This window comes from Glaciecola sp. XM2 (genome assembly GCF_018595715.1).
Lineage (GTDB): Bacteria > Pseudomonadota > Gammaproteobacteria > Enterobacterales > Alteromonadaceae > Glaciecola.
Genome location: NZ_JAHEOJ010000028.1, coordinates 35,695 through 49,123, shown reverse-complemented (window position 1 = coordinate 49,123; position 13,429 = coordinate 35,695). Strand labels below are relative to the sequence as shown.

14 protein-coding genes are annotated in these 13,429 nt (G+C 44.4%); 13 read left to right on the top strand and 1 reads right to left on the bottom strand.

The annotated features are described in order from the left end of the window. Positions 1 to 105 precede the first annotated feature (105 nt). The 10 genes from rpoE (at position 106) to KJ365_RS15605 (ending at position 8,850) form a co-directional block, all read left to right on the top strand. Positions 106 to 684, top strand: a complete 579-nt coding sequence (gene rpoE / locus KJ365_RS15650; protein WP_214452619.1) for an RNA polymerase sigma factor RpoE — start codon at positions 106 to 108, stop codon at positions 682 to 684. A 109-nt stretch (positions 685 to 793) separates the two neighbouring features. Then, complete coding sequence (locus KJ365_RS15645) at positions 794 to 1,369, top strand: sigma-E factor negative regulatory protein (RefSeq protein ID WP_214452618.1); 576 nt, start codon at positions 794 to 796, stop codon at positions 1,367 to 1,369. 12 nt (positions 1,370 to 1,381) lie between these two features. Continuing rightward, entirely contained in the window at positions 1,382 to 2,443 is a 1,062-nt protein-coding gene (locus tag KJ365_RS15640) for a MucB/RseB C-terminal domain-containing protein (protein WP_214452617.1), read from the top strand. Continuing rightward, a complete protein-coding gene (locus tag KJ365_RS15635) occupies positions 2,436 to 2,912 on the top strand; it encodes a SoxR reducing system RseC family protein (protein WP_214452616.1) in 477 nt (158 codons plus the stop codon). Before KJ365_RS15640 ends, KJ365_RS15635 begins: the two co-directional genes overlap by 8 nt. Positions 2,913 to 3,136: 224 nt before the next feature. Continuing rightward, positions 3,137 to 4,933, top strand: a complete 1,797-nt coding sequence (lepA, locus tag KJ365_RS15630) for a translation elongation factor 4 (RefSeq protein WP_214452615.1) — start codon at positions 3,137 to 3,139, stop codon at positions 4,931 to 4,933. Further along, positions 4,933 to 5,799, top strand: a complete 867-nt coding sequence (gene lepB / locus KJ365_RS15625) for a signal peptidase I (protein WP_214452614.1) — start codon at positions 4,933 to 4,935, stop codon at positions 5,797 to 5,799. The genes lepA and lepB overlap by 1 nt, the downstream gene beginning before the upstream one ends. 2 nt (positions 5,800 to 5,801) lie before the next feature. Continuing rightward, entirely contained in the window at positions 5,802 to 6,488 is a 687-nt protein-coding gene (gene rnc, locus KJ365_RS15620) for a ribonuclease III (RefSeq protein ID WP_214452613.1), read from the top strand. Then, entirely contained in the window at positions 6,485 to 7,390 is a 906-nt protein-coding gene (era, locus tag KJ365_RS15615) for a GTPase Era (RefSeq protein ID WP_214452612.1), read from the top strand. The genes rnc and era overlap by 4 nt, the downstream gene beginning before the upstream one ends. Before the next feature lie 18 nt (positions 7,391 to 7,408). Then, positions 7,409 to 8,050, top strand: a complete 642-nt coding sequence (pdxH, locus tag KJ365_RS15610; protein WP_214452611.1) for a pyridoxamine 5'-phosphate oxidase — start codon at positions 7,409 to 7,411, stop codon at positions 8,048 to 8,050. Positions 8,051 to 8,058: 8 nt separating this feature from the next. After that, positions 8,059 to 8,850, top strand: coding sequence for a TatD family hydrolase (locus KJ365_RS15605; RefSeq protein WP_214452610.1), 792 nt, complete (start codon positions 8,059 to 8,061; stop codon positions 8,848 to 8,850). Here the strand turns inward: KJ365_RS15605 and KJ365_RS15600 are convergent. Then, positions 8,814 to 9,407: a hypothetical protein gene (locus KJ365_RS15600; RefSeq protein WP_214452609.1), complete on the bottom strand. Its 594-nt coding sequence runs from the start codon at positions 9,405 to 9,407 to the stop codon at positions 8,814 to 8,816. The genes KJ365_RS15605 and KJ365_RS15600 overlap by 37 nt on opposite strands. 129 nt (positions 9,408 to 9,536) lie before the next feature. Here KJ365_RS15600 and serB point away from each other — a divergent pair, with 129 nt between their 5' ends. The 3 genes from serB (at position 9,537) to KJ365_RS15585 (ending at position 13,394) form a co-directional block, all read left to right on the top strand. Next, positions 9,537 to 10,622: a phosphoserine phosphatase SerB gene (gene serB / locus KJ365_RS15595; protein WP_214452608.1), complete on the top strand. Its 1,086-nt coding sequence runs from the start codon at positions 9,537 to 9,539 to the stop codon at positions 10,620 to 10,622. A 95-nt stretch (positions 10,623 to 10,717) separates the two neighbouring features. Continuing rightward, positions 10,718 to 12,799 (top strand): protein-disulfide reductase DsbD family protein, encoded by a 2,082-nt coding sequence (locus KJ365_RS15590; RefSeq protein WP_214452607.1) that lies wholly within the window; start codon positions 10,718 to 10,720, stop codon positions 12,797 to 12,799. Next, positions 12,789 to 13,394: a thioredoxin family protein gene (locus KJ365_RS15585; RefSeq protein WP_214452606.1), complete on the top strand. Its 606-nt coding sequence runs from the start codon at positions 12,789 to 12,791 to the stop codon at positions 13,392 to 13,394. The genes KJ365_RS15590 and KJ365_RS15585 overlap by 11 nt, the downstream gene beginning before the upstream one ends. The last annotated feature ends 35 nt before the right edge of the window (positions 13,395 to 13,429 follow it).

Here is a 13,429-nt window from a genome sequence, read left to right as displayed (position 1 = left end):
TTTTTATATAATACTTATAATATTTCGAACTTAATCAGATTGTGTCGGTCAATACATACACTTGCCGGAGCCATAGTATTAAGCAATAAAGGAGTAATGGCTTTAATGAGCGAGCAAAATACAGATCAAGAATTGGTAAAAATGGTTCAATCAGGCAATAAGAACGCATTTAACCTTCTTGTAGTGAGACATCAAAACAAAGTGATGAATATTGTCTCACGCTATGTAAAGAATTCAGGGGATGTGGCCGACGTTACTCAAGAAGCGTTTATAAAGGCCTATAGGGCGTTGCCAAATTTTAGAGGCGAAAGTGCGTTTTACACATGGCTATATCGAATTGCCGTAAATAGCGCAAAGAATTACCTTACGTCCCAAAGCAGAAAACCGCCTGCTAGCGATGTAGATGCGCAAGATGCGGATTATTATGATGGTAGTGATGCATTGAAAGAAAATGCATCACCAGAGCGAAAACTATTGTCCGATGAGCTTCAAAAGAAGCTGTTTGCAACAATAGAGGCATTACCTGACGATTTGCGAGCAGCAATAACGCTTCGTGAAATTGAAGGGTTGAGTTATGAAGAAATAGCGGCCGTGATGGAATGCCCTGTGGGTACCGTTAGGTCACGTATTTTTAGAGCTCGAGAAGCAATAGATAAAGTGATTGTGCCGTTAACAGAGTATTAGTAAGGTTAAAGGTCACATCAAAATTAGTATTGGGTGCAGGTTAAAAGTTAGGTAAACTAGCACTGTGGTCGAACAACAGCAGGCAAGGCTTTTAAAGCAGGAAAGGTGTATGACACAAGAATTTGAGAAAATTTCGGCAATGGTTGACGGTGAGTGTGATGACGTCGCACAAGCAGTTTCAAAAATTGACGACCCACTCTTGCAGCAAAAATGGAAAAGCTATCACCTCACTCGCGATTTACTTCGCAATGACATGTCTTCAGATGTAAAGTTTGATGTCAGCCAAGATATTGCTGCGGCGCTTGAAAATGAATTAGCGATTGTGGCGCCAAAACGTACTTGGAAAGAATTGCCAGTGGTTTCTGCGGTCATCCCGATAGTTAAGCAAAGCAGTCAATTAGCGATGGTGGCTAGTGTTACCGCGATGGTCATATTTGGGTATCAAACGGTAAACCAGCCTGAGATAACGCAACCCTTTACGACGGCGCCTCCTGTAATTGGTCCGCAAGGTGGTCTATCGCCGGTTAGCTTGCAACAGTCTCGTACTATTGAGCAAGACAGAATGCAGCAACTTCTCGAACAACGCCGACATATAAACGCCTTGATTGAAGATCACCAACGTCAATTGAAGTTAAAACAGACGTTAGAGAAAAGCTTAAACGAAGACGACACTGCGCAACCATAGGCGATGAAACAGTTGTCAGCAAAAAACCAGCACTGGCGGTTATGTATCGCACTTGTTGGTTTTTTTAGTTTTGTATTTCACACTTCTGCGCAAGAAATCTCGCAACAAGTTGCCTCACCCACACAAGAAAGTGCCGAGAGTGTTGACTCACAAGACGACACAAGCACGTTTAACCCGCTGTCTGCTGAATCTTGGATGCAACGACTGGTAGAAAATACCCAAAATAGTGCATTTGAAATCATATTTGTGGTCTCTGCCAATCAGCGCGAGACTATGCCGTACATGTGGCGCAGAGGCGTTATGCCCAATCAATCACCCATTGAACAGCTAAGCTTGCTAAATGGCCCAGGCTTTGAGCAAGTTGCTCATATGGGGCGATTAAGCATATTTGAACCCGGCTATGCACCATATAGTGTGCAAGGTAGTCATGTGCAAGGCCCCATTCCCCAAGCGTTTATATACGAGGGCTTTGATTTATCAGCGGCGTATGATGTTCTGTTGATGGGCCGAAATCGCGTTTCAGCACGCATGGCGCAGCAAATACGCGTGATTAGTAAGGATAAAACCAGATTTAGTTATCATCTATGGCTTGATGAGCAAACGGGCCTTTTGTTGAAGCTAGATATGTATGACTTAGACGGTAGTTTGTTGGAGCAAATTCAGGTAACACAACTGACGGTTTCTCAAAGCGTCAATCAGGTGTTTTCAAATTTCTCTGTAGACCAGTTGCCACAAGTATCTACCAGTAATGCGCAGAGCTCTCGTGAGTTATTGTGGCAAGCTGGATATTTACCTGTGGGCATGCGCGTGTTGAAGCAAGATGTTCATCGAATTCAACGCACCGGGCAAATGACAGAATATATGTTGCTGTCTGACGGATTAGTGGACGTGTCGGTATATGTCATGAATGCCAACGAAGCGTTTCAAGAAGACCTAGCTGTTGCAACTGGCAGTCATGCAGTGATTTCTAAGACAGATGGGCGTGTGCAGGTGACGGTGGTTGGTGAAATCCCTGTCGTGACTGCTGAAAAAATCGCTGAGTCCATTGTCATTGTGGATAATCAAGATGATTGAAGAAATGGGCACAGTCGTCGCAACTGAGCCAGGCTATGCATGGGTCGAAACGAAAGTAAAAACGACCTGCGGAAGCTGCGTTGCACAGGATAACTGTGGCACAGGGCTTGTTGCAAAAACTTTCTCCCCTAAACCTGAACACGTTAAGATTGCCGTCCCCGATCCACTAAAAGTGGGGCAAAGTGTAAAAATAGGGATACCCGAGCAACAATTATTATGGGCATCGATGGTGCTATATATATGCCCATTACTCGCGCTTATCGCAACAGCGAGTATTGGCTTTCATGTTTTCACCTTGCCTGAGCCGTTAGTGATATTGGGTAGCTTTGCTATGACGTTTGCTACCTATTGGCTAGTATCACGTCATATCAAACGTCAATCGGTAAGCTTCGCACCGATATTTTTGGGCGCTAGCAACGAAGCTATAATTACCAGAAAGCATGAAATCCCGTTGAAAAAGCTGTCATGATTTTTATCTAGACACAAGCTGTAACAATCTCACTACAACAATCTCTGAGATTTGAGGTCGAAAAGGTCATAAAAACGCGGATTTTGTCGCAATTTAGCACCGAAATCGGTAATATCCGCGTACTCAATAGGGAGCGCAATTGCTTACCATACCAATTTAATCACAAACACATGATTTTCATGGGTTTAACCGTCGCGTTGTAGTGTCAGGAACATTAGTCATTTATGCAGCTTAAGAATATTCGTAACTTCAGTATTATTGCCCATATCGATCACGGGAAGTCGACACTTTCAGACCGATTGATTCAGCACTGCGGAGGCTTAACTAACCGAGAAATGGCCGAGCAAGTCCTTGACTCTATGGATATTGAGCGCGAGCGCGGGATCACTATCAAGGCGCAAAGTGTTACCTTGATGTACCAAGCGAAGGATGGGGAAACTTATCAGCTAAACTTTATCGATACGCCTGGACACGTTGATTTCACATATGAAGTGTCGCGTTCTCTTGCAGCCTGCGAAGGAGCTTTGCTTGTTGTAGATGCTGGCCAAGGTGTTGAAGCGCAAACGCTAGCGAATTGCTATACTGCCATCGACCTTGATATGGAAGTGGTGCCCATCCTAAATAAAATTGACTTGCCACAGGCTGAGCCAGACCGCGTTGCAGAAGAAATCGAAGACATCGTGGGTATAGATGCAATTGAAGCGGTGCGCTGTTCAGCAAAAACAGGCGTTGGCATCGAAGATGTTCTTGAGGAAATCGTTAGACGTATCCCTCCACCAAAAGGTGACGCGCAAGCGCCTCTAGAAGCGCTTATCATCGACTCATGGTTTGATAATTACCAAGGCGTTGTGTCTTTGGTGCGCATTGTTAACGGTGAATTGCACACCAAAGATAAAATTCAAATTATGTCCAATGGTGTCGTGCATCAGGCAGACAAAATTGGCGTGTTCACACCCAAGCAAACCGAAACCAAAGTCCTACGTACGGGCGAGGTTGGTTTTGTTATCGCAGGTATTAAAGAAATTCACGGTGCTCCTGTAGGCGATACCATTACACTAGCAAAACGTCCGGCAGCGAAAATGTTACCGGGTTTTAAAAAGATAAAGCCGCAAGTATATGCAGGCCTATTTACGGTCAGCTCAGACGATTATGAAGATTTTAGAGATGCATTGGCTAAGCTAAGCCTCAATGATGCATCGTTATTTTACGAGCCAGAGAGCTCAGCAGCCCTCGGTTTTGGCTTTAGAATTGGTTTCTTGGGTATGTTACACATGGAAATCATTCAAGAGCGTTTAGAGCGTGAATACGATCTTGATTTAATTACCACCGCGCCAACCGTAGTGTACGAAGTCGTCACCACCAAAGGCGAGACGCTGCAAGTAGATAATCCTTCTAAATTGCCGCCGATTAATGATATTGAAGAAATACGAGAGCCTATCGTGACGGCGAATATTCTTGTTCCGCAAGAATATCTTGGAAACGTTATCACGCTTTGTGTTGCCAAACGCGGACATCAAACGCATATGGCCTATCATGGCAAGCAAGTTGCAGTAACCTACGATATGCCAATGGCAGAAGTGGTGCTAGACTTTTTTGATAAGCTAAAGTCTACCAGTCGCGGTTTTGCCTCGTTGGATTATAACTTTACTCGATTTCAGGCGGCCGACATGGTGCGCCTTGATATCTTAATCAATGGTGAGCGCGTAGATGCGTTAGCGCTGATTACGCATAAAGACAATGCGCAGTATCGTGGACGTGATTTAGTTGAAAAGTTACGTGAACTAATTCCTCGTCAGATGTTTGATATTGCCATTCAGGCGGCAATTGGTAACCATATTGTGGCAAGAAGCACGGTCAAGCAACTTCGCAAGAACGTTATTGCGAAATGTTATGGTGGAGACATCAGTCGTAAGAAGAAGCTCTTGCAGAAACAAAAAGAAGGTAAGAAACGCATGAAGCAAGTAGGTAACGTGGAGTTACCACAGGACGCGTTCTTAGCGATATTAAAGGTTGATAATTAATGGCGAATTACTTTTCGATATTGTTGGTTGTGATGAGTGCTATCACCGGTGGAATATGGTTGGCATACGCACTTTTTTTTGCGCCCAAAAATGCAAGCGCCAGCAACGGTTCATCAGAGCAAGTAAACTTTGATGCCAGTACTGACGAATTGCCTTGGTTGGTAGATAACTGCAAACAGTTCTTCCCAATATTTTTTGGTGTCATGGTGTTTCGCTCATTTATCTATGAGCCCTTTCAAATACCCTCTGGCTCTATGATGCCAACGATGTTAGAAGGCGATTTTATTTTGGTCGAGAAGTTTGCATATGGGCTCAAAGATCCTGTTACTCGCACTCAGATGATTGATACTGGCGACGTACAAAGGGGCGATATTGTTGTATTTAAATATCCATTGGATCCGAACATTGATTACATCAAACGTGTTGTAGGGCTTCCAGGTGAAACTATTATCTACAGTAACAAACAAGTATTCGTGCAAGCACCGTGTGAGCCTGGGCAGCTATGCGATCGTCCTCAGCCTGTGCAATTGAAATCAGAAGGCGATTCTCCCTACAGACAAAATGGCGTTGCTCTGGACTTATTTACAGAAACGTTAGGTGATCTTGATCATCAAATTCTTCGCAATCCGACGAGTTCTTCTGCCGCTTATAAATACGATATACCCGAAGGGCATTATTTTGTCTTAGGCGATAATCGCGACAATAGCCAAGACAGCCGCTTTTGGGGTTTTGTACCTGAAGAGAACTTAGTGGGTAAAGCCACCTTCATTTGGATGAGTTTTGACTTTGATAGAAAGCCTGAAGATATATTACCAACGTGGTTCCCGTCATCAGTGCGTTTTGAGAGAGTAGGTTCTATTCACTAGTCATGACCACTTTAAATGCGCCAAACTACCAACCGCTATTTAAAGCGCTTAGTTATGAATTTCAAGATAAAAGCTTGCTAGAGCAGGCTCTTACTCACCGCAGTGCCGGTAAGCTTCACAATGAAAGGTTGGAGTTTTTGGGTGATGCAATATTAGGGCTATGTGTTGCTGAAGTACTATATTTAAAGTTCCCTAAGCAGCCTGAGGGTAAATTGACGCGCATGCGCTCAATGTTGGTCAAAGGGCAAACGCTTTCTGCCATTGCCAGAGAGTTGTCGCTTGGGGAGTTTATTCGTTTAGGCTCTGGTGAAATGAAAAGCGGCGGACATCGTCGGGATTCTATTTTGGCAGATGCCGTGGAGGCTTTACTCGGCGCTATTTATCTTGAGTCAGGTTTAGAGTCTGCGCGCACGACCATTGAAAACTTGTTTGCATCACGCATTATCAATCTTGACCCAAATTTACAAATTAAAGACAACAAAACACAGTTACAGGAATATCTTCAAGCGCAACAGATCGACCTACCAAACTACGAAGTGGTTAACATCACAGGCAAAGATCATGCGCAAATCTTTGAAGTGTTATGTACAGTCGCTTCTTTAGAGCTTGCTGAGCGTGCAAAAGGCAAAAGCCGTCGAATTGCAGAGCAAGAAGCAGCGAAAACTATTTTAGAGAAAATTCATAAATGACAAAAACCCATAGCGGTATGGTTGCAATAGTAGGGCGGCCGAATGTAGGAAAATCTACCATCCTGAATAGAATTTTGGGTCAAAAGGTCAGTATTACCTCTCGCAAACCGCAAACGACCCGCCATCGTATTATGGGCATCGACACACTTGACAACAAACAAGCTGTGTATGTCGATACGCCTGGCCTTCATTCAGAAGAGAAGCGAGCAATTAATCGAGTGATGAATAGGGCTGCTAGCAGCACTTTAGGTGATGTTTACTTGGTACTTTTCGTCATTGAAGGAACGCGTTGGACCGAAGACGACGAACTTGTTCTCAATAAAATTAAGCAATCTAAACTGCCATGTTGGTTAGTCGTCAACAAAGTCGATAAAGTGCCCGACCAAGGTCTGTTGCTCGATACTCTGAGCGAACTGAACAAAAAGCACGATTTTGCCAACATATTGCCTGTGTCTGCCAAGCAGGGAAAGCAGATTGAAAACTTAAGGCAATTAATATTATCGAACTTGCCTGAAAGTGATTTTTACTTCCCCGAAGACTATATCACTGACCGTTCCAGTCGTTTTATGGCAAGCGAAATCATTCGTGAAAAGCTTATGCGCTTTACTGGAGATGAACTTCCTTATTCTGTCACGGTAGAAATCGAACAGTTTAAGCTCACGGCTACTGGCGTATATCATATCCACGGATTAATTTTGGTCGAAAGAGAAAGCCAAAAACGCATGGTAATAGGTAAAAGTGGCAAACATATAAAGACCATGGGTGCAGAGGCGAGAAAAGATATGGAAGCCTTATTTGATAATAAAGTATTTCTTGAGCTATGGGTGAAAGTGAAATCTGGATGGGCAGACGACGAACGTGCCTTGCGCTCACTAGGATATGACGGTGATTTTCAAGTATAGATTGAAGGGCGAGACGAAATGAAAGCGCTACATGAATTTAGAAAAGAATACACATTAGGACGTTTAAGTGAGTCTTCACTAACGCAAAACCCAATCGACTTGTTTCAACAGTGGCTAAAAGATGCAATTGATGCAGAGTTACCTGATCCAAATGCCATGACCGTTGCCACTGTGGATGCACAAAACCGACCAAGCCAACGTATTGTTCTGCTCAAAGACGTTTCATCAGAGGGTTTTGTGTTTTATACCAACCTCGGGAGTAATAAAGCCAAAGATCTAAAAGGTAACAGCAGTATTTCATTGCATTTCCCGTGGTACTTTTTAGAGCGACAGGTCAGCGTTAGTGGCACTGCTCACAAGCTGTCTCGCGCTCAAGATGCTAAGTATTTTTTCTCGCGTCCTAAAGACAGTCAACTAGGTGCGTGGGCATCCCAACAAAGTCAGCCAATTTCTACCCGTGAATTATTGCTAACGCAGTTTCATCAAATGAAAGAAAAGTTCTCGAAAGGGGACATACCACTGCCCGATTTTTGGGGTGGGTATTTGGTCAAACCGCATCGCATGGAGTTTTGGCAGGGTGGGGAGCACCGTTTACATGACAGGTTTGAATATACCCTAGATGGCGAGCAAAGCTGGCAAACCCAGCGTTTAATGCCGTAGTAACGTCGATGGGGTTTGCAGACAGCCACTGTCATATTGATTTACCCGATTTTGATGCTGATCGCGACAAGGTGCTAGAGGCCGCGCTGGCCCTCAGCGTCAATAAAATACTCGTACCGGGTTTATCCTTATCTAGGATGGATAAGCTTTTATCACTCAAACGCCGTTATGAGATGCTTGATATCTGCGCGGGCTTTCATCCTTATTTTTTACATGAAATTAAGCCTTCGGTATGGCCTCAATATCTTGACAAGATGACGGCTTTTATCGCGCAGCATCGCCAGCATATCTCGGCCATTGGTGAATGCGGGCTCGATGGCAGTATCGATATCCCTATGGCATTTCAAATTGAAGTACTTCATGCTCAGTTTGAACTTGCCCGCAGATTTTTACTGCCCATTGTGCTTCACCATCGCCAGTCTCACAATGAGTTAATTCGCATGATAAAGCAGGCTAAACATCAGCACCGAGGGGTAATTCATGCATTCTCAGGCAGCCAACAAATAGCACAAACCTATATTGATTTGGGTTTTTATTTAGGAATAGGTGGCACCATTACCTATCCAAGAGGCAAAAAAACACGAGATGCGATAGTGGATATCGATTTGAAACATCTGTTGTTAGAAACCGATGCACCTGACATGCCCCTATGCGGGTTTCAAGGGCAACGCAATTCCCCGACCCAACTCCCAAAAGTTGCTAGCGCATTGGCTGAGCTAAAAGGAATAAGTCGCGACGAAGTCGGGCAGGTTACCTCAAACAATTATAAGAGTTTGCTCTCATCAGGGTCGATATCGTAATTGCGCTTCACTTTATAAAAAAGCCGTGTAGCAAGTGCGGCAATGAGCATCGCTAGCACAATGACAAGCAAGGTTTGCGTGAATTGACTACGATTGAATTGCTCGTGATGACGAATAATTTCATCTCGATTGAGGATGAGCTTAATGTAGCCCAAAGTTTGCCCGTCGTGCTGTATGTCTTCTACAAATACGAGCGGTGCGTAGTTTCCTTGCGAGATCATATCGACCACTGAGGGGGCATTATTAATGCTTGATATGCGCACCCCCAAATTGTCAAAGACCACTGCCCCTTCTATAAACATGCCGTCATTTAACAAGGCAATGTATTGTTGCGTAAGGTCGTTATCCTCTTGCGATAGGGGTTGTGAGAGAAGTCTTGCTGCTTGTATGGTCAGGCTACGGCCAAGTTGTTCTGACTCTATCTCGTACCATTGTCGCGCATTTTCAGAATGCATAATGTAGAGATTAATGGCAATCGCAATAGAACACACCAGCAACAGTAAAGTGCTGATCCGTTTTAAAATGGCACTCATGGGTGAGCCAATTGCCGCTGTCATAGATGCATTACCATTGTGTTAAGGACCATTAGACCTTAGAGGAAAAATAAATATTTGCCAAGGGTTAGTTTACTCGTCAAAGCAAATCAGTATTATGCATCCAAGACTTTATTAACATGAAATTTAACCATGCTTCACAGACATTTCATTCAGGCTGCTCAAAGTGTGCCAGTATCGGCACTAACGAGCGATCATCAGTTAAGCACTTTGCATCGATGTTTTGAGCAACAGCCCTCTATCTATTGTGAAGTGGGTCACACTGCAGTGTCATTCGATTTGCCGCTTGTACTAGACGATGCGGCCACATCAGTATCGCTGCATAGCCTTGCAGAAGAACCATCTGCAGACCTTCGTCTTACCATTGCTGGGCAAGCACTCTCGCTTAGCGTATTGGCAAATGTGTTACAGCGCCTTTTTCCGGTGCAAACCAAGCTATCGGTGAGGCTTAATGCCTTTTCGGGAAAATTTGGTGCAACAGTCTGCGATGTATGGGCAAATACTTCAATAGATGCAAGCCCAGCAGAACTTGTCGCACTTAGTCAGTCATTACATATCGACATTCTCCCTAAATTAGATGCCAGTCTTGGTCATCCAGGTTTATTGGTGATGGATATGGATAGTACCGTGATAGCGATGGAGTGTATTGATGAAATTGCAGGTTTAGCCGGTGTCAAAGACAAAGTATCAGAAGTGACTGAGCGCGCAATGCGCGGTGAAATTGCCTTTACCGAAAGCCTCTATGAGCGTGTTGCATGTTTAAAAGGTGTTGCGCTAGACGAGTTATACGCCATTCGCGATCGACTACCGTTTATGCCGGGCTTTGTTGCGACGGTCGACACATTACAGCGTGCAAATTGGAAGTTGGTCATAGCATCTGGCGGATTTACATTTTTTGCAGATTATATTCAACATCTCGTTGGGCTCGATGCGGCGGTCAGTAATCAGTTGGAGGTCGTAGACGGTGTATTAACCGGTAAAGTCGTCGGGGATGTGATTGATGCCAAGGCAAAGGCTCAAATGTTAAAGCATTTTACTGTTGCCTACAGTATTGAACACAAGCAGTCTGTAGCCATGGGCGATGGGGCAAATGATTTACACATGATGCAAGCGGCAGGCGGCGCGGTTGCCTATCATGCAAAGCCAAAAGTGGCAGAGGCGGCACACGCTGCAATCAATGTTTGTGGCTTTGAGGGCTTATTGTACTCGCTGCGCTAAAAAAGCGATTTTTAAATAAGTGAATCAAATCTAAACCAAGTGATAAATCGTATCATCCCTTGGGTTTAATGGTGTAACAAATGGTGTTAGATAAAATGATTATAATTCGTTGGCGTGCAGCTGTTATCGCTTTGTCTGTGATGTTGTTTAGCGCGCTATCACATGCCCAAGAACAAGACGCGTTGCCATCGTACACTGCGACTGGCCCGCATATTCAAGTGTCCCTTTTGGCTAACAAAACGGCTTTAGTGCCGGGCACTGAGGTTTTGCTCGGAGTATTATTCGAGCCTGAACAAGATTGGCACACTTATTGGCGAAATCCTGGGGATTCCGGCGAGGCTCCCACTATTTCATGGCAAACGGATGCTCCGCTAGCATTTGGCGATATTCAGTGGCCCCTGCCTACTGCCATTGAGGTTGCGCATCTAGTTAACTACGGTTATGAGGGGGCAAACCTTTTAATGGTGCCGGTGAGCATTCCTGATGATCTTGCTACCACTGACGCCCTGCAAATAAGTGCAGATATATCATGGTTAGTGTGCAAAGAAGATTGTATTCCAGGTTGGGCCACGCTGGTCATTGACATACCCGTATCGCCAAATGGCGCTGACACACCACAAGCAGGCCTCTTTGAACAAACCAAGATGCTGTTGCCTAGCGAAGAATTGAAAAGCGGTCTGTTTGAAATTACTGAAAACAATCTGGTGTTTGAGGTGTCACAACTCAGCGGGCAGCAATGGACACTGTATCCATTTAGAAGTGATGTCATACAGCATGCAGCTTCGCAGCAAGTGCTGTCGATGGATGACTCGGTGCAATTAGTCATCCCTCGTTCAGACTATTTTTACGACCAACCAGAGCGTCTCGATTGGCTAATAAGTGACGGTACCCGTGGATACTATGTTGAAGGGCATTTAAGTAGTGGCGCGGCGGGGATTTCTGCTAGCGCAGCGACCGATACGTCACTTTGGCTATTTGTGCTGATGGCATTTGCTGGTGGCCTAATATTGAATCTAATGCCATGCGTATTGCCTATATTGTCGATAAAAGGGATGGCGGTTCAGGCAACTTCGCAAAAACTTTCGCACAAACTTGCATATTTATTTGGTGTATTAGCCTGCTTTAATGCTTTTGCATTGTTGATTATTGCATTACAGCAGGGCGGCCAACAGATTGGCTGGGGCTTCCATATGCAAGAGCCGATAGTCGTGGTTTTATTGGCCTTCTTATTTACGTTTATCGCCTTGATTTTGTTAGACGCTATTGCCGTTAGCTCAAGATTTGCAGGCGTGGGCAATAGTCTGGTAAGCGGTGAAAGTGCTATGTCTAACTTTTCTACCGGTGCCCTGGCGGTTATTGTCGCGTCTCCGTGCACGGCGCCCTTTATGGCCGCAGCCCTTGGTGTTGCATTTGTTAGTGAGCCCCCAGTGACCTTGCTGCTATTTAATGCTTTAGCACTAGGTTTTGCACTCCCGCTTACTTTGTTGTTTACATGGTCTAGAGCGATTTCATGGCTACCTAAACCTGGCGCTTGGATGGAGCGTTTTAAGCATTTCTTAGCGTTCCCTATGTTTGCCACTGTCGCTTGGTTATGTTGGGTGTTCGCAGGGCAAATGGGCTCACAACTGCAGTTTGTTCTGCTCATTATGCTAATTTTGTTTTGCATGTTTATTTGGTTGCTAGGGCATGCGACTAAGCCTGTAGTAAAAGTGCTCGTGAGTATCGGACTAATATTTTCAATGGTTTTTCCGCTGTGGTTGTCGGTATCCCCGAATGTTCAAGGACTCAAGGGGCAAGGAGCGTCAGAGCAAAGCAGTGATTATGTCGATTTCAATCCGCAGCAGTTGGCGACACTTCGCAATAATGATGAGATTGTGGTCGTAAATATGACCGCAGACTGGTGTATCACATGCAAGGTAAATGAGCAGGTCGCGTTATCAAGCAATGACGTAAAGCAAGCGTTGACGCAAGAAAATGTGACATACATGGTGGGTGATTGGACAAATAAAAACGCCGAAATTTTTGAATATTTAACCCAATATGAACGCGCCGGCGTACCACTATATGTTGTATATGCTGGCAATAAGAGCAAACAGGTTTTACCGCAAATATTAACTACAAATACTGTAATAGATGCTATTACAAAAGCCAAACAGGAGCTAAATCATGTCAATTAAACAATTTTTCGCTGCATTAGCACTCGGCGTCTCGCTCAGTGTGTCAGCGAGCATTAAAGTTGATGCACCGGCACCAGACTTTACCTTAATGAATACTCAGGGTGAGGCTGTGTCCTTGTCGGATTATCAAGGAAAGTACGTCGTGTTAGAGTGGACCAACCATGAATGTCCTTACGTTGTTAAACATTACAACAGTGACAACATGCAGGGCTTACAGCGCAAGTATGCTGAGCAGGATGTGGTTTGGTTATCAATCATTTCGTCTGCACAAGGCAAGCAAGGCTATGTAACCGCAGAGCAGGCCGACGAGTTAACGGCTAGTCGTAATGCCGCACCTAAGCATGTTTTATTTGATACCAGCGGTGAAGTGGGTAAAAAATATTCTGCAAAAACTACGCCTCATATGTACATTATCGACCCAGCCGGCCAGCTTCGATATGCTGGCGGAATAGACAGTATTAAATCAGCTAACCCTGCAGATATTCCTAAAGCAGAAAACTTTGTAGATGTTGGTCTAAGTGCACTTTTGGCTGGAAACGACATTGAGAAGAAATTGACTCCTCCATACGGTTGCTCAATTAAATACCAAAGCTAATGACTTACTAGTTGGAGTGAAAAGGGCGTTGTAAT

Bases quoted from the DNA above. Each gene is read 5' to 3' on its own strand.
- rpoE (WP_214452619.1), top strand. From the start codon at position 106: ATGAGCGAGCAAAATACAGATCAAGAATTGGTAAAAATGGTTCAATCA.
- KJ365_RS15645 (WP_214452618.1), top strand. From the start codon at position 794: ATGACACAAGAATTTGAGAAAATTTCGGCAATGGTTGACGGTGAGTGT.
- KJ365_RS15635 (WP_214452616.1), top strand. From the start codon at position 2,436: ATGATTGAAGAAATGGGCACAGTCGTCGCAACTGAGCCAGGCTATGCA.
- lepA (WP_214452615.1), top strand. From the start codon at position 3,137: ATGCAGCTTAAGAATATTCGTAACTTCAGTATTATTGCCCATATCGAT.
- lepB (WP_214452614.1), top strand. From the start codon at position 4,933: ATGGCGAATTACTTTTCGATATTGTTGGTTGTGATGAGTGCTATCACC.
- rnc (WP_214452613.1), top strand. From the start codon at position 5,802: ATGACCACTTTAAATGCGCCAAACTACCAACCGCTATTTAAAGCGCTT.
- era (WP_214452612.1), top strand. From the start codon at position 6,485: ATGACAAAAACCCATAGCGGTATGGTTGCAATAGTAGGGCGGCCGAAT.
- pdxH (WP_214452611.1), top strand. From the start codon at position 7,409: ATGAAAGCGCTACATGAATTTAGAAAAGAATACACATTAGGACGTTTA.
- KJ365_RS15605 (WP_214452610.1), top strand. From the start codon at position 8,059: ATGGGGTTTGCAGACAGCCACTGTCATATTGATTTACCCGATTTTGAT.
- KJ365_RS15600 (WP_214452609.1), bottom strand. From the start codon at position 9,407: ATGACAGCGGCAATTGGCTCACCCATGAGTGCCATTTTAAAACGGATC.
- serB (WP_214452608.1), top strand. From the start codon at position 9,537: ATGCTTCACAGACATTTCATTCAGGCTGCTCAAAGTGTGCCAGTATCG.
- KJ365_RS15590 (WP_214452607.1), top strand. From the start codon at position 10,718: ATGATTATAATTCGTTGGCGTGCAGCTGTTATCGCTTTGTCTGTGATG.
- KJ365_RS15585 (WP_214452606.1), top strand. From the start codon at position 12,789: ATGTCAATTAAACAATTTTTCGCTGCATTAGCACTCGGCGTCTCGCTC.